Below are 21,100 nucleotides of genomic sequence, written 5' to 3'. Positions count from 1 at the left end.
GCGGCTCAGACCGGGGGCGGGCCCATCGGCCCCTGATTGGTCTTGGCCGCGGTGCTGGCCTCGCCCACCACCACGGATTCGCCCTCCTTCAGGCCCGAGAGCACTTCGGCGCTGATATTGTTGTCGATGCCGATGCGCACCTTGCGGGCGGCGATCTTGCCGTCCTCGCCCTTCACGCGGACGGAATATGTGCCGTCCTTGGCCTTGGCGCCGAGCGCGGTCGAAGGGATCATCAGCGCATTGGCGCGCTTGGCCAGAACGATGCTGACCTTGGCGGTCATCAGCGCGCGCAACCTGCCGTCCTCGTTGGGAACCTCGAACAGGGCGTTGTAGTAGATCGCCGAATCCGTGGTACTGCTGGACGAGGTGGTCGACGAGGAATCCACTTCGTTGACGATCGATTCCGGTGCCGGTTCGATCAGCCGCAGCTTCGCCTCGTAGCGCTTGTCAGGATCGCCCAGGATCGTGAAATAGACGGGCAGGTCCGGTTTCACGTCGATCACGTCGGCCTCGGAAACTTCGGCCTTCACCGTCATCACGTCCAGCTTGGCGAGGATGACGATGGTGGGAGCCGACTGGTTGGCGTTGACCGTCTGCCCCTGCTTGGTGACGACCGAAACCACCACCCCGTCCATGGGCGCGGTGATCTTGGTGTAGCCAAGCTGGACCTGCGCGGTATCGACGCTGACCCCGGCCGCGCGGATCTGCGCCTGAAAGGCATCGAAGCTGGCCTGCGCCGACTGGAGCTCGGCCCGCGCAGCCTCGAAATCGGCCTGGGAGGTCGCCTCGCCCGCGCCGAGCGCCTGCTGGCGCCGGAACGCCAGTTGCGCCTTGGCGAGCGTGGCTTTCGCTCCGGCAAGCTGGGCCTGCATGTTGGAAAGGTCGGCCCTGGCGGTTTCGAGGCTGTTGGTCTGCGTGCGGGGATCGATCAGGCCGATAAGGTCGCCCTGATGCACGACGTCGCCCACCGCGACGTTGAGCTGTTCGAGCCGCCCGGAAACCTGCGCGCCCACGCTGACCAGTTCCTTGGGCTCCAGCGTGCCGGTCGCCTCGACGGTCTGCTCCATCGTGCCGCGCGTCACTTTCGCGGTGGCGACGACGGGTTCGGCCGGTCCCGAGAAGAGCTTCCAGACAAGGAGCAGGGCAAGGGCGGCGGCAACGAGAATGCCCCCGATCACGAGACGGCGCTTGGTCGACATGCCCTGCGGTATGGCGAGGGACGAGGCGGTTGTGGGTAAAGAGTTCGAAAGCGAACTGTAAAGTTATCGCAAGGAAAGGGTTGCGAAGTATTGCTGGACCGTCATCGCGCCTTGCCGCCGGTCATCCCCGGAAAATGCCCGCCTTCAGAAATGCTTGAGCGCCATTTCCATGTCGGCCAGCGCCAGGTCGATGAGCTTGCGCATGGCACGCCGTGCACGGCCGGGGCTGTGATCGGCGATATGCCGGTGGAGTTCGCGGTGCTCCGACATCGGGTCGCGCGGAAGGACATGGATGTGCTGCTTGACCGCCGTGGTCGAGGCGATCGCCGTGAGGATCGAATTCGACAGCGCCAGCAGCATCTCGTTGTGCGTGGCTTCCATGAGCAGGGCGTGAAACCGCAAGTCTGCAGCGCGGCCTTTTTCGCTTTGGAGCGTGTGATGCTCCATCGTGTCGAGCGCATTGGCCATGTCCAGAAGCTGGCTTTCCTCGCGGCGGAGCGCGGCCATTTCGGCGGCCTGGGGCTCCACCACCCTGCGCAGTTCGAACAGGTCCCTCAGGAACGCATCGCTGGCGCCGCACTGGAGCTGCCAGGCGAGCACGTCGGGATCGATCAGGTTCCAGCGCTTGCGCTCGTTGACCCAGGTCCCCGCCTTGGGGCGGCTCGAGACGAGCCCCTTGGCGGTGAGCATGCGGAACGCCTCGCGCAGGACCGAACGCGAGACGCCCAGCGCATCGGCATGTTCCACTTCGGCCGTGAACAGATGGCCCGTGGGATATTCGCCCGAAACGATCCGCAGCGCGAGGCGACGAGCCACGTCGTGATGCAGCCTTCCGTGCCTCGCAGCCGCAAGGGCGTCAGGCTCGGGCGTGAGCGAAAAGGTCATCTTGTTCATCCGGTCAGGTCCGTTTCAAGCGCGACGCACCCGCGAGATGGAAAGGGGAAGACGCCCGTCCTCCGCGAACATCGCGAAGGACGGGCACCCTCGGCCACCGGCGACAGAATGGCGGTACGTCGCTGGCTGCCGGAAGGAAGACGAACGGCCAAGTCCGCCCTACTGGAACGTGAAGCGCGCACCGATGGCGAACGTCCGCGCCAGCAGGGTCGTGCCGAGATTGTCGGTGGTGGAGCCGCCGGCATCGGCGAACTTGTAGTAGCTCTGCTGCTTCGACTTGGTGAGGTTGGTGGCGTCGAAAGTCACGCCGATCGCCTTGGTGACGTTCCAGGTCAGCTGGAAGTCGAGGCTCTCCTCGGACTTGTACCAGATGCCGATCGGGTTCGCGAAGAGGCTGGACTCGTTGTTGTGCAGGAAGCCCTTGCGCCAGATGTAGGAGAGGCGCGCGTTGAACGGCCCCCGGTCGTAGGCCAGCGTGGCATTGTACGAGAGCTTCGAGACGTCGAAGAATGCCGACCGCGAATAGCCGGTGATCGTGCCGGCCGAGTCCGTGACCGGGATGGTCTGGCTGGAATCGAGCACCGTCAGGCTGCCCTGGAAGCCGAGCCCGTCCAGCGGACCGGGCAGGTAGTGCGGGAAGTAGGTCAGCCCCGCTTCGACGCCCTTCAGCACGCCGTTGGATGCGTTCACCGGCTTCGTCACCACGAAATAGTCCGTTGCGCCCGCGACGATGCCGTTGCCGGGGATGTAGGTCATGACCGGCAGGCTGACGACGAGGCCGTCGATCTCGCGGCGGAAAGCGGTCACGGTAATCGCGCTGTCGCGGTCGAAGTACCATTCCAGCGCCACGTCGTAGTTCTTCGAATGCGTGGGCTTCAGGCCTGCATTGCCCGCCGTACCGCTGCCGTAACCGACGCTGGTGAGATCGCCGGTGAGCGAATAGGTCGGGTTCACGTCGCTGAAGTTCGGGCGGCGCAGCGTCTCGCCATAGTTGAAGCGCAGGCGCAGGCGGTCGGTGATGGCATAGCGCGCGGTGAAGCTCGGCAGGAACTTCGCCGAGCCCGAATTGGCGCGGCTGCGGGCATAATCGTTGTAGCGGTCGAAGAAGTTGTAGTCGGTCGCCACGTTCACATAGCGCACGCCGCCTTCGATATCGAGCGGACGCCCGAAGACAGAGACCTGCCCATCCGCCAGCAGGTAGGCCGACATGGTAATCTCGTCGATGTCGAAGGTCTTGTTGAGGACCAGCGATTCCGAGGTCGGCAGGCCATAGAGGCTGCGCACATAGTCGGCGTTATTGTAAAGCCACGCGCCATCGACCGTCACCCAGCTTCGCGGCACGTCGGCCTCGCCGCTCATAAAACCGGAGTTGGTGAAATAGGCGGCTTCAGGCAGCGTGGTCAGACTGGTGCCGAGGCTGGCGGCATCGGCGGTGCGCACGTAGCTCGACGCCTTGCGATCGTCGTAGCGCAGCCCCGCCTTGATGCGGCGGATGAACCCTTCGTCCCAGGTATAGTAGCCATCGAGCGAGGCCGTGACGGCACTGCCCTTGTCCTTGTTGGCGTTGTCGTAAAGCTGCGCGACGTTCCAGGCAGAAGGATCGGTGAGCAGGGAATCGTCGTCGAAGTGGTACGAGGGCACGCCGCCGCCCGAGTTGAAGTCCACCGAAATCTGGTCTGCCGTGCGATCGGTACGCATGGCGATGAACGAGGTCTTCGCGGTGCTGGTCTGATAGGCGAGGTCGCCGGTGATCTTGCCGCGATCGCCCAGATCCCACTGGCCGTTGAGCGCGTAGACGTAGCTGTCGGTCTTCGACCTCGTATAGTCGCCGCTGTTGAAGCCGTAGACGTCGTCGGTCGTGCGTGACTTGATGATGTTCGTGTCGGGGTAGAGCTCGAAGGCGCCCGGATTACTCCAGTAATCGACATAACTGAACATCATGTCGCTGTAGAGCGAGCTGCGATAGCCGGTGTAGAACACCTCGGCGGTGTAGACCGAACTGCTGTTGGGGGCCCACTGGAGCGCCGCGTTGAACGAGGGACGCTTGCGCTTGCCGTACTGGTCGGTGGAGAACACCGCATCGCGTGAAAGGTAGTAAGGCACCTCTACGCCGTTGTAGTTGATCGTCGAACCGGGCGTGGTCGGCAGGCCTTCGTTGAGGCCGGGCGTCCAGCCCGAGAAGATGCGTTCGAGCGGGGAGAGGCCGGAGCCTTCCGTCGGGTTCTCGGTGGCGAAGGGCACCAGTGCGCCGGCAGTGACGGTCTCGTTGCGATACTTCGTCTGGCTGTAGCTGCCGTTCACCAGCAGGCCGATCTCGCCGATCGGTGTCTCCCAGCGGTCGGACACGAGCAGCGCCAAGTTCGGATTGAAGCTGTCAGAAACCTCGTTGTAGATGCCGCGCACGAGGCCGGAGACCGCCAGGCCATCGAAATCGAACGGACGGCGGGTCTTGACGTCGATCTGTCCGGCCAGCCCGGTTTCGAGCTGATCGGCCGAGCGCGTCTTGTAGACGTCCACCTGCTTCACGAGGTTGGCGGAGATGTCCTGCAGCGCGAAGGACTGCCCGGTCGAGGTGAAGATGTTGCGGCCGTTCATCGTCGTCACCGCGTCGGGAAGCCCGCGAATGGTAACGGTGCCCGCCTCGCCGCCGGCGCGATCGGTGATCTGGATGCCGGTCACGCGCTGGAGCGCTTCTACCACGTTATTGTCCGGCAATTTACCCACATCCTCGGCCACCACCGAATCGACGATCTGGATATTCTCCTTGCGCACGTTGAGCGCGCCGACAATCGAGGCGCGCACGCCGGTGACGATGATGTCTTCCGCTGTCGGCTGCGAACTGTCGTCGCTGGCGGCATTGTCCGCCGCACCCTGGCCTAACCCGGCGTCCTGCGCCTGGGCCATCCCGGCAAGGCCGAGAGCGAGAACGGATGCGGTGCAGAACGCGAATGGCTTGAGCGCCATGAATCAACCCTCCCTGAGGGGCTGGCCGATACCATGCCCCTTCAAACTAGACCGGACCTCTATTTGTCCGAGTAATGAGGATATGGCGCTAGGCGGCGCACTTGTGGGTAAAGAGTTCGCAAGCGCATCGTAAAGTTTTCGTAAGGCGCAACGCGAAAGGCTGACATTCGCGGCGGACTGCGCCATCAGGGGGTGTGCAAGAGGAAGCCAAACGCATCCTGCTGATCGACGACGACCTCGAACTGGGCGCCATGCTCGGCGAGTATCTCGAAAGCGAAGGGTTCCGGGTCGAGATCGTGACGGACGGTCTGGACGGCATGCGCCGCGCCCTGTCCGGAGAGCATGACGCGGTCGTACTCGACATCATGCTGCCGCGCCTGAACGGGATAGAGGTGCTGCGCCAGCTGCGCGAGAACAACGAAGTGCCCGTCATCATGCTTTCGGCGCGCGGCGACGAGGTGGACAAGGTGATCGGGCTCGAACTCGGCGCGGACGATTATGTGGCGAAACCCTGCTACCCGCGCGAACTCGTTGCGCGCCTGCGCGCCAACTTGCGCCGGCACTACCCGTCCGACCGGACGCCGCTGCCGCCCCCGGTCGTCGAGGCAGGCGGGCTCGAAGTGCAGGTGGCCGCCCGCAAGGCGCTATGGCTGGGCAGCGCGGTGGAACTGACCGCATCGGAGTTCAACATCCTGCTCGTGTTGGCCCGCGCGGCCGAGGCAGTTTCGACCAAGGACGAACTCTCGCTGAGGGGGCTGGGCCGCGCGCGCCAGTCCTACGACCGCAGCGTGGACGTCCACGTCAGCAACTTGCGCATCAAGCTGGAGGGCGCCTCGCAGGGTGCGGCCTCGATCGAGACGATCCGCGGGGTGGGCTACCGGCTTCAGGTCCGATGATGCGGCGCAGGCTGTTCTGGAAGATCCTGCTGGGCTTCCTGGTGACGTTCCTGCTGATGACGCAGGCGGTATGGCTGCTGTTCGCCCTGCGTGACGACCGCGAGTTTCCCGAATGGCTGGTGACGCAGCAGATCGGCCCCGCCGTGCTGGAGGCGGCCACCCAGGCCGTCGCGGCAGGCGGCCGGGCGCAGTACGACGAGATGGCCAGCCACCTGCCGCAGGACCAGCGCCGCCGTCTCGACATCTTCGATGCAAGCCAGCCGGTCCCGGCGCCTCTCGCGGACGATCCCGAGAATGCCGCGATGGAGCGCGGGGTGACCGACCAGGCCGGAAACCCCTTCGTCGTGCGCTTCCGCTACCACCGGGACAGGCAGCCCTGGCGGCTGAATGTCCCGCCCGAACTTCTCTTCATCGGCGTCATCGCCGGGCTGCTGTTCAGCGCGTTCCTCGCCTGGTATCTGGTGCGCCCGATCGAGCATCTCCGCCGCGGCTTCCAGCGGCTCGCACGCGGCGAACTGACCGCCCGCGTCTCGCCGGCGATCGGCAGCCGGCGCGACGAAGTGGCGGACCTCGCACGCGAGTTCGACCGCATGGCGCGTCGGCTCGAAAAACTCGTCGAAAGCCGTGAGCGGCTGATGCACGATGTTTCGCACGAGTTGCGCTCGCCGCTGGCCCGGCTGCAACTCGCCATCGCGCTCGCACGCCAGGCCCCCGAGCGGTTCGAAAGTGCGATGGAACGGATGGAGCGCGAGGTCGACAGGCTAGACGGGCTCGTCGGCGAACTGCTGATCCTCGCGAGGGTCGAGAACGAGGAAAATCCGGGCGACGAGTATTTCGATATCGCCGGGATCGCCGAAAGCGTGGTGGCCGATGCACGCTATGAAGCGCAGCCCGGCGGCATCGAAATCTCCTTCGAACCGCCCGCCGCCATGGCGGAGCAACTTCCGCCCGTTCGCGGCAGCTCCGAGCTTCTTCGCCGGGCGATCGACAACATCGTTCGCAATGCCTTGCGCTTTTCGGCGCCGCTCGGACATATCGACGTGTGCTGCACCTACCGGGAGCAGGAGAACCGCTTCCTGATTTCGGTGAGCGACGAGGGGCCCGGCGTTCCTTCGGAACTGGTGGACACGATCTTCGACCCTTTCGTGCGCGGCAGGCCGGACGGGAAGAACCTCGGACTGGGGCTGGCCATCGCGTCGCGGGCCATCGCCGTGCACGGCGGGCTCATCACCGCCCGAAACCTGCCCGAAGGCGGCTTCAGGGTGGAGATCGAGATACCCGCGGCCCTTTGATCCGTGGAGGACGGACTATCCTACAGGCGGACATTTCATCCTCGCGCATTCGACAGCGGCAGCGGCACCGGCAGAACCGGCGTCTGGAAAGAACAGCGCCCGCGAACAGACCGCCCCGGAGGAACCTCATGACGATAAAGCGAAACATCGACCGCGCTCTGGCGGTGCTCGCCGCCGGGCTGGCCCTGTCGCTGTCGGTTGCGCCCTCCGCCCTCGCCCAGACCGCCGCGCCGGATGCCGCGGCGCAGGCCCATCCATGGCTGACCGTCGCGCAGCTTCGCAAGACCTATACGGACAGGCAAAGCCGGTTCTTTACCGTGGGCGGGCTCTCCATCCACTACAAGGACGAGGGCCCGCGCGGTGCGCCCGTCCTGCTGATGGTCCATGGGTCGGAAAGCAGCCTGCGGACCTGGGACCGTATCGCACAAGTGCTCAAGGGCCGATACCGCGTGATCCGCTTCGACCTGCCCGGCTACGGCCTGTCGGACGGCGCGACCGACGAGGCGGCGAAAACCCTCTCACCCACCGACGTCCCCATCGCCCTGCTGGACCGGTTGGGCGTGAAGAAGGTCACTTTCGTGGGCGTTTCCAGCGGCGGCACCATGGGCATGTACCTTGCGGCCAGACGGCCGGACATGGTCGAGCGGCTGATCCTGTCGAATACGCCTTCCGATCCTGTCGATACCAGCCATCTCGTCATGCCGAAGAGCTTTCTCGATGCGCAGGCCCGGGCCAGGCAGACCGGCTTTCGCGACCAGGATTTCTGGGACGAGTTCCTGAGCTATTTCGCCGGCGATGCCTCCCGCATTTCCACTCAGACGCGCAAGGAATACTACGATTTCTACCGCCGCGTGCCCGAAAAGAACCTCATCGCGCTGATCGCCCGCATCGGCGACGGCAAGCAGGCTTCGATAGAAATGGCCAAGGTCGACAAGCCCACGTTCCTGATCTGGGGCGGTGCCGACCCGCTCCTGCCGGAATCGGCGGTCACCGCGATCACGCGCTATCTTTCCCATGCCCAGATTTCCAAGGTCATCATGCCTGACGTGGGCCACTATCCGCCGCTGGAAGTTCCGGACCGCTTCGCCCAGCTGATCGCCGCCTATGTCGAGGCGGGGACGCCTGATCCGGCGCGGTAGCCGGGACGGGCGCCGAGTGCCCGCTGTTCGGAGACTATGCCGCCCCGCCCTCCTTCCCGTCCGGTTCCGGCCTAGTAAGAGGGCATGACCGCACCGCGCACGCTTTACGAGAAGCTGTGGGACAGCCACGTCGTCGCCGAAATGCCCGGCGGCGCCAGCTTGCTCTACATCGATCGCCACATCGTCCACGAAGTTTCCAGTCCGCAGGCCTTCGTCGCCATGCGCGAGAGCGGGCGAAAGCTTCGCCGTCCCGAGACGCACCTCGGCGTAGCCGATCACGCGGTGCCGACCCGGAGCCGCGGCGGCGAAATCGCCGATCCGCAGGCCCGCGCGCAAGTGGCCGAACTGGAGGACAACGTCGCCGAGTTCGGCGTGCCCTACGCGCAGCTCGATGGGCCGGAACAAGGCATCGTCCACGTCATCGGCCCGGAAACCGGCTTCACCCTGCCCGGCACCACCATCGTCTGCGGGGACAGCCACACGACCACCCACGGCGCATTCGGCGCGCTGGCCTTCGGGATCGGCGCAAGCGAGCAAGGCACGGTCATGGCGGCGCAGGCACTGCCGCAGGCCAGGGCCCGCACGATGAAGGTCGAACTGCTCGGCGAACGCCATCCCCTGATAGATGCCAAGGACATCGCCCTGGCCCTGATCGCGAAAATCGGCGCGCATGGCGCGGTCGGCCACGCGGTCGAATATGTGGGGGCGGCAGTGGCGGGCATGGCGATGTCCGAGCGCATGACCTTGTGCAACATGACCATCGAGGCCGGCAGCCGCATGGGGCTGGTCGCGCCTGACGACGTGACTTTCGCCTATCTGGCCGGCCGCCGTCTCGCGCCCGAAGGGAAGATGTGGGATGCGGCCACCGCTTACTGGAGCACGCTCGCCAGCGATCCCGGCGCGGTCTACGACAAGGTCGTCACGCTCGACCTGGACCGGCTAGAGCCGCAGGTCAGCTGGGGCACCAGCCCCAACCAGACGCTGCCGATCGGCGCCCTCGTTCCCGATCCTCTGGCAATCACCGACCCCTCGGAGCGCCGCGAGACGGAGAAGGCGCTTGCCTACATGGGCCTCATGGCCGGCCAGCCGCTATCGCAGGTGGTCATCGATCACGTCTTCATCGGCTCCTGCACCAATGGCCGCATCGAGGACTTGCGCGCCGCCGCCCGGATCGCAGCGGGGCGCAAGGTCGCCGCAGGCGTCCGCGCGCTGGTCGTGCCGGGCTCCGCCGCGACCCGCGCGCAGGCCGAGGCCGAAGGGCTGGACCGCGTGTTCCGGGACGCGGGATTCGAGTGGCGGTTTGCAGGCTGTTCGATGTGCGTGGCCATGAACGATGACCGCCTCGCGCCGGGCGAACGCTGTGCCAGCACGTCCAACCGCAACTTCGAGGGACGGCAGGGCCCCGGCGGGCGCACACACCTGATGAGCCCGGCCATGGCCGCCGCCGCCGCCGTCTCCGGCCACCTGGCCGACGTGAGGGACTTCGCCTGATGCCGAACCAGCCTTTCGTCACCGTCTCCGGTCTCGCCGCCGCCATGCGCGAGGAGAATATCGACACCGACATCATCTTCCCCGCCCGCTTCCTGCTCATCACCGCGCGGGCCGGGCTCGGCGAATATGCCTTCCATGACCGCCGATTTGACGCGGACGGCAAGGAAGTGCCAGGCTTCGTGCTCAATTCGGACGGGTTCCGCGATGCGCCGGTGATCGTCGCAGGGGCGAACTTCGGTTCCGGGTCCAGCCGGGAGCAGGCGGTCTGGGCCCTGCTCGGCCGCGGTACCCGTGCGGTGATCTCTTCCAGCTTCGGCGAGATTTTCTATTCGAACTGCCTGCGCAACGGCGTGGTCCCGATCGTGCTGCCCGAAACCGAGGTTTCCGCGCTGATGGATGCAGCGGAGAGCGGCGCCCGGTTCACGGTCGATCTCGATGCGCAGCAACTCGGTGTGGAAGGGCGCCCCGCGCGGGCTTTCGAAGTTCCGCCCGAACGGCGCCTCGCCATGCTGAACGGGTGGGACGAGACCGACCAGATCGTCAACCAGTACGGCGCCGAGATAGACTCTTTCGAACAGCGGCAGCGCCGCACGCAGCCATGGCTGCATCACAAGGAACAGGACGCATGAGCAGCGAGGAAGACCTGCTGGCCAACTACAGGAAGGCCTATGACAACCGCGTCGGCTTCGGATCGCGTCCGGCGCTGATCCTGATAGACTTCTGCCAGGCCTATTTCGAACCGGGTAACGCGCTCTATTCCGAAGTCGACGATGCCCTCGAATCGGCCTTGCGCGTGCGCGCGGCCGCCCGGGCGGCGGGCGTGCCGGTGGTGCTGACCAATGTCGTCTATCACCCCACCGGGTTCGACGGCGGCCGATTCTACGAGAAAGCCATGCCGCTGAAGAACTTCCTGAAGGGCAGCCCGATGGGCGCCTTCGGACCGGGGCTGGAACCGTTCGATGACGAACTCGTCGTGTCCAAGCAATATCCGAGCGCCTTCTTCGGCACATCGCTCGCCTCGACGTTGACGGCGGCAGGGATCGACAGCGTGATCCTCACGGGCCTCACAACCTCCGGCTGCGTCCGCGCGAGCTGCGTCGATGCGATGAGCCACGGCTTCCGCACCGCCGTCGTTGCCGAGGCCTGCGGCGACCGTCACGCGGCGCCGCACGATGCCAACCTCTTCGACATGAACGCAAAATACGCGGACGTCGTGAGCGAGGCGGAGACGATTGCCTTCCTCGGGGGCCTGAGCCGCTGAATCGGCGCGCCTGAAAAGGCGCATTCCCAGCACGATCACATGCCGAACCCGCCGGGCCCAGCCCGCGCGGGTTCGCAGCGCATGGGCCGGCCGCGAGCGCCGCGCACGCTCATCCGACAGGCGAATACGCACCAGATTCGCCGTCATTCTGACGAGACTCAAGTAAATCTATCACTGACAAAAAAGCAGCGGCCCGCTCGATCGGGACGCAAGACAAAAAGAGGGAAGAAGCAATCATGGCGACAACCCGGACAAATATCGGGACCGCCAAACAACACCCCAAGAACACGTAAAAACAACCAGAATACAATCTGAAGAAAAAATCGGGCGAACATCCGGAGACAAGCGCTGAAGCGCGATCCTGACGCCTTGCAAGAACAAAGTGTTCAAGCAGCAGGGACTCAATTTGAAGCGATGCGCCCTTGCGTGTCCTTTCGATCAGCATTGAGGGAAAACATGACTGGCAATTCTCACACCATCCGTCTCGCTTCCACGCTATCAACCCTGGCGCTCGTCGCCGGTATGACATGGTCGGCACCGGCCATGGCCGAAGCTCCCGAAAACACCAGTGGCGACATCGTCGTCACCGCGCGCAAGACCGGCGAGGACATCCTCAAGGTGCCGGTTACGGTGACGGCGATCACGTCCGAGACGCTCGAAGCCAAGGGCATCGTCTCGATGGTGGATGTCGCCAACTCGACGCCCGGCATCAACATCAACAACAGCTCCTCGGGCCATGCGGATCGCTCGTTCCAGCAGGTCGTGCTGCGCGGCTTCACGCCGTCGACGACGCTGGCGACCACGGTTTCGACCTTCATCGACGGCGTGCCTGTCTCGTCACCCTCGCAGGTCGGCGCGATCAGCAATCCCGAGCGCATCGAAATCCTCAAGGGCCCGCAAAGCGCCTACTTCGGCCGCAACACGTTTGCAGGCGCCATCAACGTCGTGAACAAGGTGCCCGGCAACGACTGGGGCGGCCAGATCCTCGGCATGGTCGGCACGCGCGACAACTGGCGCCTGCAGGGCTCTGTCGAAGGGCCGATCATCGAGGACCTGATTTCCTTCCGCGTCACCGGCGAGAAGTGGTCGAAGAGCGGCTCGTGGAAGAACTACGACGGCAGCACGCTGGGCGACCAGTCCTCCACCGTCGGCACCGCGATGCTGGCGATCACCCCCTCCTCCTCCGTCACCATCAAGCTCTTCGGCATGATGGGCGAGGACAAGGACGGCCCGGCGGCACAGACCCGCCTCAGCGCCTATACCGTCACCGCCCCCAACGGCAGCGTCGTGCTTCAGGGCCAGTCGAACTGCACCCTGACCGGCGATACGCGCGGCGTGCTCGATCCCACCACGGGCCAGCCGATCGGCACCGCAGTCAGCAATCCCTATTTCTGCGGCACGATCCCGACGATCGCGAACCCCGTCACGGCCAACGTCGAGAATACCGACCAGGTGCGCCAGTTCCTGGCCAGCACGCGCGGCCGCGTCGTCTCGCCTGACGATACCGTCTCGGGCTACGGCCTGCTGCGCAAGACCCGCCACGTCCACGGCACCATCGACGTGGACCTGACAGACAACCTTACCGCTTCCGCCCTCGCCGGTTACAACCGCGAGGTCTGGACCACGCTGATCGACCTCGACGGCTACGATACCCGCGCCTTCAGCAACGACTCCTACGATCCGCCCGCGAACTACGGAAAGGGCTACTTCGACTATCCCTACCTGATCGAGCGCAAGATCGAGGACTTCTCGCTCGAAGGGCGCCTGTCCTACACCAAGGGGCCGTTCCGCGGCGTCGCCGGTGTCAGCTACCTCAGCGCCGACCAGATCCAGGGCAACGGCGGCAGTACCGGCTCCCTGCTCACCGCGTCGATGTTCCCCGGCGGTCTCAGCCGCAACAAGACGACCGGCTTCTTCTTCGGCCTGACCTATGACCTGACCGACACCATCTCGGCCAGTGTCGAAGGTCGCTACCAGATCGACAAGTTGCAGGCCTTCGCCACCGCATCGGGGCTCACCGTGGCCTCCAGCGCCTTCATCCCGGCCGGGTTCTACGAAGGCGGTTCGCTGCTGGCCAGCGCTACCTACAAGAACTTCACGCCGCGTGCGATCATCAACTGGCAGATCTCGCCCGACATGATGGTCTACGCTTCGTGGTCGAAGGGCGTGAATCCCGCCCAGTTCAACACCTCGATCCTGTCCAACGCGGCAACCGTGCAGCAGGCCGCGCTCGATGCGGGCGGCCAGCTCTCGATCAAGCCGGAGAAGATCACCAACTACGAACTGGGTCTCAAGGGCAAGGCGCTGGGCGGCAACCTGCGCTACAGCCTGGCGGCCTACTACGCCCAGTGGCGCGACCAGATCAACGCGGTGACCATCGTCGCGCCCGATTCCACGCAGGCTACCGGGTTCAGCTTCGTCAACACCTCGGCCAACTCGGGCGACGTCGATCTCTACGGTGTCGAGGGCGAGGTTTCCTGGCGGCCGACCGACTTCATCACCATCGATGCGGCCGGCGCGGTCAACGAAACCGACATCCAGAAGTTCACCAGCACCACCATCAGCGCGCTGACGGGCATCTACGATTTCTCCGGCAAGGAGATGAAGAACACCTCCAAGTATTCGGCCAACGTCGGCGTGACGCTGGGCACCGAGATCGCCGGTTGGGACGAAGGCCGCTGGTTCGTGCGCGGCGACTGGAACTTCAAGTCCGGTCAATGGTCGAACGAGGCCAACCTCGCGAAGACGCCGGACCTGCACCTCTTCAATGTGCGTGCCGGCATCACTCACGGCCAGATCACGGTGGAGGCCTTCGTCAACAACCTGTTCAACAACCACACGCCGATCTCGGTATCGGACAACTTCGTGTTCAACCCGACGTTCAGCTACACCGCGCGCTATTCCGCGCTCATGCTGGGCCTGCCGGAACTGCGCACGGCCGGTATCCAGACCAAGATCACGTTCTGATCGCGGTCTTCATTCAACTACGAAGGAAGGGCCGGGCGCGGGGAGCGCCCGGCCCTTCTCTTTTCAGCGCAAGTAGAATTCCACAGGAACCGTCAGTTCCAGCGGGTCAGGCCGGTCTTCGGGAAGACGGGGCAGCGGCTGCGCGCGCCCAAAGGTTTCGAGCGCCGCCTGATCCAGTCCCGAAAAGCCAGAACTGCGCTGGATGACGGCAGCAAGAACCTGCCCGCCGCGCGTAACCTTGAAGCGCACCAGAACGGTCCCCTGCTGCCGCGCCGAGCGGGCGCGCGCCGGATAGCGGCGGAACCGTTCAAGATGCGCAAGAAGCCGGGCTTCCCAGTCCGGCTCGGCCATGTTCGAAAGCCGCGGCGCAGGCGGCGCCTGGATGCTTTTCGGTGCGGTCGTTTCCGGTATCGGCGGGCCGGGATCGACCGGCTCGGCCACTTCCTGCCGCTCCTCCCGAGGCTGGATGGAAACCTTCTGCAGCGTGAATGCGGGCGCTTCCTCGGCCTGGACCTCCACCCGTTCCTCCTGCCTCTCGACCTGCTCCGGCCCGGGCGCGACATCGCGGACCGGGTCGGGCGCCGCAAGCGGTACGAGATTGACCGTGAGCGCAGGCGTGGAGGCGGACAGTATCCTCGGCGCCTCCCGCCAGACCACCAGCATGGCCCCGGCAACAGCCAGATGCAGCGCCACGCTCAGCCCGAATGCAGCCGGATTGCGGGCCGGTGCGTAACCTGTCTGGCCTGCCTTTAAATCAGGCACGGGCGAGATGATCCTCGACGAGCCCCCTCACCCGCAGGAATGCCGCTTCCGCTCCGGCGCGCGCGCGGGCCTGCTCTGCCGGGGAAAGCGCCGCCGCGTCCAGTGCGGCAGTAAAGCTGCGCCAGTGCCGGGCGCGGCCCTCGGGATGACCGGCGAGGTGGCGCGCGCCGCTATTCTCGTCCAGACCCAGTGCCGCCGCCGCCTTGAACAGGAACGCCGCCCCCAGGTTTGAGCCTTCCGCAACATAGAGCCAGCCCAGCGCCGTGGGAATGTCCGCGCCTGCGCCGAAGGCCGGCGCCGCGCTCGCCTCGGGAACCGCAAGGCCGAGATCGGCGAGATCGAACGCAATCAGCGGCAGTCGACGGCGGTCGGCAAGATCGGGGAGCAAGGCGGCCAGCGCGGGCTGCTCGTAAAGCGCATCGATATCGCGGTGGAACAGGTACTGAACGGCAACGAAGCGCCCGTAGCGCTCACGGTCCGCGAAAGGATCGGCAGACATGATGCGCTTGTCCAGCGCCTCGTGAACGCTTTCGGTTTCCGCCTTGAGACGCTTCGAGAGCGGAAGGGGAACGGTATCGGTGGTCATGGTCATCGAATTCTCCTTTTTCGGGGATCGGTTTCAGAAGGAGCGGCTAAGCCGGAGGCTGACGGTCGTGCGCCGGTAGGAATAGAGCCAGTCGATATTGCTCTTCACCCGGTTGTGCTGGACCAGCGCCTCGGGCACGAGCCCCGCCAGCCTGAGCGCCGGCACGCGCAGGATTGCGGTATAGACCTGCTCCCGGTCCCGGCGCTTCGCTTCGAAAAGTTCGCTGTAGGCCCGGTAGCGGCGCTCCCTCGCGGAGCCGAGCAGGAGCAGGCTGGCGGCACTGCCGAAGGATTTCGCCACACCGAGGCGCGCACCCAGCTGGCGATAGGCATCGACGGGATCGCCCGCCGATTTGTCGAGCGCATCAGGCCCGCCCAGCAGGGTCCAGCCGTGCGGCAGGGTATACCAGCCGGTGAGGAACAGATCGGCCAGCCCGCCGTCCTGCGTGTCGTAGCCGGCCAGGGCATAGTCGAACCGGCGGTAGTTGCCCTCCAGCTTGAACAGCGCGCGCGGAGAAAGGGTATGCGTCCACTCCGCATTCACGCCCCAGGCCGTGTAGAGGATCGAGGAACCGAACGTCCCCAGATCGAAGGAGGGCGAGATGGCCACACCGTCTCGCGCCGTCTGGTAATCGTAGCCGAGCCGCATGATCGCGGTGGTTTGCGAATAGGCGTGATGCTCGGGATAGATGTCCCCGAACAGCATCACCCTTGCCCGCAGCCCGCCATGCCCGCCAAGCGCGATACGGCGGCTGAGCGTTCCCTCGATGTTGATCCCGGTGGAGGCGATCGCATCCGGCACCTTGCGATCGATCAGGCAGGTGCCGTCATCGGCGGCGAGCAGGCAGGTATAGCTTGCCGAGGACTGGTTGAGATTGGTGCTGTAGCCCGGCCCAAGCGCCAGGCTGCCCTGCCAGCCCTGCCGCGTCTTCAATGCGGAGAGGAAAGCGTCGATCGAGCGCAGCACTCCTTCGCCCTGCGGCCCGCCCCCGGCCACCTGAAGCCGCGCGGCGCGGAAGATGCGGGCGGCCTCCCGGTCCTTGCGGTTCTCGAACAGCGTCCGCGCCAGTTCGAGCTGCCCGGGCAGGAAATCCGGCTTGAGGTCCAGCAGCGCACGGTAATCGCGTTCCGCCTGCGCCAGTTTGCCCTCGCTGCGGGCAAGCGCGCCGAGAGCGTAAAGCTCCAGCATCGGATCGCGATCTTCCAGCTTGCGGTAGGCCGCCAGAAAACGGCGCACGTCGCGCCATTGCTTGCGAGAGACGGAAATGTAGAGCGCCTGCCCGAGGTCGCTGGCATTGTTGCCGACCGCATAGGTCTCGCCGTCGATCACCATTGAAGAGGGCACTTCGTCCAGTGCTTCGGCATCCTCCCGCGCTTCGGCGTCGCGCTGGGCTTGCTGCCGGTCGATCTGCTGGTCCAGGCGCAGGCGCGTGTCCTGCCCGCTTCCGCTCTGTGCCACTGCCGGGGGGGTTCCGAGCGGCATGCCCGCACAGAGCAGCAGCAGGTACTTGCGAAAGGCGGCCATGAGGATCGTGTCTATCCCGTTCGCGCGTGGTGGGACCGGACGCACGGCGGCGCCCGATCCCGATTTCACGCTCGGATCAGTTCTTGGTGCCGCCGAACGCGGTGTTGTACTGGCGGGCCGACGCAAAGTTGACGATCCCGGCCAGCGCATCGGCATTGGTGCCGAAGAAGCTGCCGCTGACGGCGCCGTTCGTGGCGACCGTGGTGGTGCCGCTGGTAGCCGTGGCGGTAGTGCCGGAGAAGGCGCCTCCGCTGATGCCCGCCGTACCGATGTTGACGCCGTAGCTTCCCGATGCATTGCTCAGGCTGCCGGTGAGAATGCCGGTGCCGCCGCCCGTGAACGTCGCGTTGAAGGTGCCGGTCAGGATGCCCTTGTTGGCATAGTCGCTGATGCCCTTGACCGAGTAGCTGGCGGCGCCGCTGTTGGGCACTGCGCTGGTCTGGCCGGTGCCGCCGTAGTAGACGGTGTGATCGCCGGCGGTGGCGCTGCCGGTCTGCGACCATTCGCCGAAGTAGACATCCTGCGTGCCGACCTTGGCAAAGTCGAAACGGCCGTACTTGCTGTGGTCGGTGACGGTGCCGGTGACTTGCGCAACCGAGGTCACGCCGTTGGCATCAGCTGCGGCATAGGCCTGAAGGCCCTGGAAATCGACGTACTGCACGCTGGTCAGGCTCGGCACGTTGATGCCCACGCGTCCGGCCACGTGAGGTCCGCCGCTGACCGTGCTGGCGGCGATCTTCACTTTCGCCGTGTCGCTCGATGCACCGACCACTTGCGCCTGGGCAGTACCGGCCAGCGCGGTCGAAAGGGTGAAGGCGGCAGCAATTGCTTTGAGATAGGCAGACTTCATTCTACTTCTCCTGCAGTTGGTGCGCCCGATCGTTCGGGCGCGTTGATCCAGGATCGTCGCCGGTGCCCTGCTCTGTCAGGATCAAGGGCACCGGCGGCGGTCCTGAAATTCTCCTCAGAACCGGCCGGTCACGCTGAGCTTCACGGTGCGTCCCGGTGCGGGCAGCAACGAACGCGACAGCGGGTCGAGGTAATAGCGGTTGTTGAGGTTGAGGCCGGTCAGCTCGGCGCTGAACCGGTCGTTGATGCGGAACTTCGCGAAGGCATCCAGGGTCACGATCTCTCCCCAGGTGTACGGGATATTGAGCGCGCAGCCGCCGATGCAGTCCGCCTCGTTGGTGAATTCGGCCAGTTGCGGGTTGTCGTAGCCCGCATACCAGGTGACCCTGCCGCCCAGTTCGAGCCGACGGTCGAGGAAACGGCCGCCCACCGTCCAGTTCACCGTATCCTCGGGCGTGGCCTGCGTGAGCAGGAAACCGGCGATGAAGCCGTACTTCACGCAGTCGGGCACCCGGCCCCGGCTCGGGTCCATGGTCGCCGCCTGGCTCTCGTCGCAAACCTTATTGGTCGTCATATGGCCGGCGCTCAGATCGGTGAAGAAGCGCCCGTTGTCATACCGCGCCTGAAGCTCGAAGCCGGCGATCACCTGCTTGTCGAGATTGCTGAACATCAGGTGGATGTCGCGCTCGATCACGTCGCGGGTGGTGTTGTGATACCAGGTCAGCTTGAGATCGGCGTACTGGCCGTCGTTCAGGCCGAACAGCGGGCGCAGGTCCTGTATCCAGGCCGCTTCCCACGAACGGATGCGCTCGGGCTTCAGATCGCGCGAGGGGTTGATCGAGGCTGAAAAGCCGATCGTGCTCTCGAACATGCTGGGGAAGCGATAGGCCTCGGCATAGCGCAGATAGGCCCGGCTGGCGCTGCTGATGTAAGCGGTGGCCGAAAGCGTCGGCGCCCAGCCGCTGCCCGACTTGCGCTTGGCCTGCGTTATCGCGACCCGTTCGTTCTGGGCGCTGACCACACAGCGGCCCGCCACGAAGCCGGCGATGCTGTCGGTCGAACCGTTCAGGCAGAAATTGCCCGCGCGGTGGAAGTTGCCCGAGGCGTCCGGGGTCCAGTCCGGCCCGTCGTGACTGACGACGAAAGTATAGGGATTGGCCGCGTAGCTGGCGATCTCGATCGGCAGGATGATGTCGATCACCGATTGCGGCATGTTCAGCCCGGTCCAATAGGCCCTGCGATAGGCTTCCCACGCGGCGGCGCCGGATTCCTCCGTTTCATAAGTGGTCTTCCACGAGGGCGTGACATACTGCGAGATCGAACCGCCCTGCAGTTCGAGATACTTGGGCAGGAAATCGTCCTTCGCCCAATATCCCGAATAGGTCAGTCCGGCATTGAACTTCAGGAATTGCGCGGGGCGCCATTCGCCCTTGAGGCTGAGGCGATATTCCTCGCGCCGTCCCGCACGCGGCAACTGACGCCAGCCGTTGGCCATCGCCTCCGAATATTCGTCGTCCGAACGCAGCTTCTCGTGCTGCCAGCTTCCCTCCATCAGCAGGTCCAGCGTCGAGGTCAGTTCGAACTGGTTGCTGGCGGTCAGACCATAGCGGTTGTTCCGCGAGTTGGAGAGCGCCGTATTGGTGATGATCGGGTCCGCCTCCGAAGCGGCATTGGGAAAGCCACCCGCGCTGTAGGTATCGCCAACGGTATGGGTCGCCCAGAGATTGGCCTTGAAATCGATCAGGCGGCTATCCGGGTCCCACTTGTACTCCCCGTTCCAGGCCTGTGCATGGACCTTGCTGAGCGGCCACTGGATATTGCCGAAATAGCCGCCTCCGGCGGTCATGATCCGCGATGGCATGATCTCGCCGAACTTCGAGCGACTGTCGCGAAAACCGATCTGGAGAGCCTGATCGTCGGCGATCTTCCAGGTCGCCTTCAGCAGCCACGATTCCAGCTCGCTCGAGGTATTGGGAACCTCGTTGCCGGGTTCGTAATTGAGGCCCAGCTTCCGCACATAAGTATCGGCGTTCAGCGGCAGGTCTTCCTGCTGGTAATAACCGGCCCCCGTCTTGCCCGAAAAGTAATTGCCGCGCTCGCGGTAGGCGTAAGCACCGAACAGTTCGAAGTCTCCCACGCGCCCCGCCACGGCCAGCCGCGCGGCACGATCGCCGAACGAGACGAATTCGTTGTCGTCGCTGCCCTTCAGGTTCACCCGCAACGAAGGGTCCGCATAGGGATAGGTCGGCGAAGCGCCCACACCGGAGCCGACGAAGCCGGGAATATCGCGATAGTCCTGCCCGGTCAGCAGCGTCGGCAGGCGCGGATCGGTGGAGTTGTTGCCGCCTTCCAGCCGCATCTCCACGCCGAAGCTCTGCCCGGGCTTGAGGATGTCGCTGGCGTCGAGCGTGTTGATGACCACGGCACCGCCGGTCGATCCGTTGACCCCGCGGGTGGAAACCGGCCCCTTGAGCACCTGCACGCCCGAGATCAGGCTGGGATCGATGTAACTGCGATTGCTGGCGCCGTTGTATCCGCGCCAGACCGTCAACGCCTGCTCGGTTCCGTCGATCAGCACGGGCACGCGGCCCGGCCCCTGGATGCCGCGAATGCTGGGGTCGAGCGCGCCGCCGTTACGGGCATCGCCGCTGAAGACATTGACCATGCCCTTCAGCACGTCGGCGGTATTCACGCCCTTGTAGCGTTCGACCTCCTCCTTGCCCGCATAAGTCGAAGAGATATCCTGATCGTAGACTGCATCGCGCTGCCGGGTATCGCGCTCGCCGCCGGTCTCCGCCGCGTTGCTCACGCTGCCTTCGACCCGCAGCGGGCCGAGCTGGACGCTTCCGTCGGATGCGGCAGGCAGTTTCGAGAGGCTGACCACGCTGCCTTCGATGCGATAACCGAGGCCGGTGCCCGCCAGCAGGCGCCCCAGCGCCAGCGCCGGAGCCATGCGGCCGCTCACGCCGCCGGTCGAACGGCCGCGCACATCATCCGCATTGACGCTGACCTGCAGGCCGGACTGCTCTCCGAAATCCGTCAGCGCATCGGCCAGGGACTGCGCCGGAATGCTGAACGCCCGTGCTTCGCCGCTTGTGCTGGCCTGCGCTGCGGCCACAGCGGGAAAAGCCAGTCCTCCTGCGGATACCGACGCCAGAAGCGCCCCCGCCCAGGCACCGCGCCGCCCCATCCCGCAAAACTTCACCCCCGCAATCACCGTCAAAATCCCCCATTCGTCAAACGGGCGACTAAATGCTAATGCAAGTCAGTCGCATA

At 65.2% G+C, this 21,100-nt stretch carries 15 protein-coding genes; 7 read left to right on the top strand and 8 right to left on the bottom strand.

The features are described 5' to 3' along the window. Positions 1-5 precede the first annotated feature (5 nt). The 3 genes from U9J33_RS17960 to U9J33_RS17950 form a co-directional block, all read right to left on the bottom strand. The gene (locus U9J33_RS17960; protein WP_324699607.1) at positions 6-1,199 is read right to left on the bottom strand and encodes an efflux RND transporter periplasmic adaptor subunit; all 1,194 of its coding nucleotides are present in this window, start codon (positions 1,197-1,199) and stop codon (positions 6-8) included. A gap of 144 nt (positions 1,200-1,343) precedes the next feature. Further along, positions 1,344-2,093 (bottom strand): FadR/GntR family transcriptional regulator, encoded by a 750-nt coding sequence (locus U9J33_RS17955; protein WP_324699606.1) that lies wholly within the window; start codon positions 2,091-2,093, stop codon positions 1,344-1,346. A 159-nt stretch (positions 2,094-2,252) separates the two neighbouring features. After that, positions 2,253-5,057, bottom strand: coding sequence for a TonB-dependent receptor (locus U9J33_RS17950; protein WP_324699605.1), 2,805 nt, complete (start codon positions 5,055-5,057; stop codon positions 2,253-2,255). A 194-nt stretch (positions 5,058-5,251) separates the two neighbouring features. Here U9J33_RS17950 and U9J33_RS17945 point away from each other — a divergent pair, with 194 nt between their 5' ends. The 7 genes from U9J33_RS17945 to U9J33_RS17915 all read left to right on the top strand — a co-directional run bounded on the left by U9J33_RS17945 (position 5,252) and on the right by U9J33_RS17915 (position 14,103). Beyond that, positions 5,252-5,953: a response regulator transcription factor gene (locus tag U9J33_RS17945; protein WP_420719909.1), complete on the top strand. Its 702-nt coding sequence runs from the start codon at positions 5,252-5,254 to the stop codon at positions 5,951-5,953. Then, on the top strand, positions 5,950-7,245 hold the full coding sequence (locus tag U9J33_RS17940) for a HAMP domain-containing sensor histidine kinase (protein ID WP_324699604.1): 1,296 nt from the start codon (positions 5,950-5,952) through the stop codon (positions 7,243-7,245). The genes U9J33_RS17945 and U9J33_RS17940 overlap by 4 nt, the downstream gene beginning before the upstream one ends. Positions 7,246-7,373: 128 nt before the next feature. After that, entirely contained in the window at positions 7,374-8,384 is a 1,011-nt protein-coding gene (locus U9J33_RS17935; protein ID WP_324699603.1) for an alpha/beta hydrolase, read from the top strand. Positions 8,385-8,468: 84 nt separating this feature from the next. Continuing rightward, positions 8,469-9,875: a 3-isopropylmalate dehydratase large subunit gene (gene leuC, locus U9J33_RS17930; RefSeq protein WP_324699602.1), complete on the top strand. Its 1,407-nt coding sequence runs from the start codon at positions 8,469-8,471 to the stop codon at positions 9,873-9,875. Further along, positions 9,875-10,504, top strand: coding sequence for a 3-isopropylmalate dehydratase small subunit (leuD, locus tag U9J33_RS17925; protein ID WP_324699601.1), 630 nt, complete (start codon positions 9,875-9,877; stop codon positions 10,502-10,504). The genes leuC and leuD overlap by 1 nt, the downstream gene beginning before the upstream one ends. Further along, positions 10,501-11,136, top strand: coding sequence for an isochorismatase family protein (locus U9J33_RS17920; protein ID WP_054441905.1), 636 nt, complete (start codon positions 10,501-10,503; stop codon positions 11,134-11,136). The genes leuD and U9J33_RS17920 overlap by 4 nt, the downstream gene beginning before the upstream one ends. A gap of 456 nt (positions 11,137-11,592) precedes the next feature. Beyond that, a complete protein-coding gene (locus U9J33_RS17915) occupies positions 11,593-14,103 on the top strand; it encodes a TonB-dependent receptor (protein WP_132468849.1) in 2,511 nt (836 codons plus the stop codon). Between the two features lie 63 nt (positions 14,104-14,166). Here the strand turns inward: U9J33_RS17915 and U9J33_RS17910 are convergent, their stop codons facing one another. The 5 genes from U9J33_RS17910 to U9J33_RS17890 form a co-directional block, all read right to left on the bottom strand. Beyond that, complete coding sequence (locus tag U9J33_RS17910) at positions 14,167-14,865, bottom strand: energy transducer TonB (RefSeq protein ID WP_324699600.1); 699 nt, start codon at positions 14,863-14,865, stop codon at positions 14,167-14,169. After that, the gene (locus tag U9J33_RS17905) at positions 14,858-15,457 is read right to left on the bottom strand and encodes a biliverdin-producing heme oxygenase (protein WP_324699599.1); all 600 of its coding nucleotides are present in this window, start codon (positions 15,455-15,457) and stop codon (positions 14,858-14,860) included. The genes U9J33_RS17910 and U9J33_RS17905 overlap by 8 nt, the downstream gene beginning before the upstream one ends. Positions 15,458-15,484: 27 nt before the next feature. Beyond that, positions 15,485-17,044: a surface lipoprotein assembly modifier gene (locus U9J33_RS17900; protein ID WP_324699598.1), complete on the bottom strand. Its 1,560-nt coding sequence runs from the start codon at positions 17,042-17,044 to the stop codon at positions 15,485-15,487. A gap of 7 nt (positions 17,045-17,051) precedes the next feature. Next, entirely contained in the window at positions 17,052-17,825 is a 774-nt protein-coding gene (locus tag U9J33_RS17895) for a Slam-dependent surface lipoprotein (protein ID WP_165913204.1), read from the bottom strand. Positions 17,826-17,939: 114 nt separating this feature from the next. Then, positions 17,940-21,014, bottom strand: coding sequence for a TonB-dependent receptor (locus U9J33_RS17890; RefSeq protein ID WP_324699597.1), 3,075 nt, complete (start codon positions 21,012-21,014; stop codon positions 17,940-17,942). Positions 21,015-21,100 lie beyond the last annotated feature (86 nt).

The organism is Novosphingobium sp. RL4 (genome assembly GCF_035658495.1).
Taxonomy (GTDB): domain Bacteria; phylum Pseudomonadota; class Alphaproteobacteria; order Sphingomonadales; family Sphingomonadaceae; genus Novosphingobium.
The sequence above is the reverse complement of the archived record's forward strand: the minus strand, read 5'-3'. Positions and strand labels throughout refer to the sequence as shown.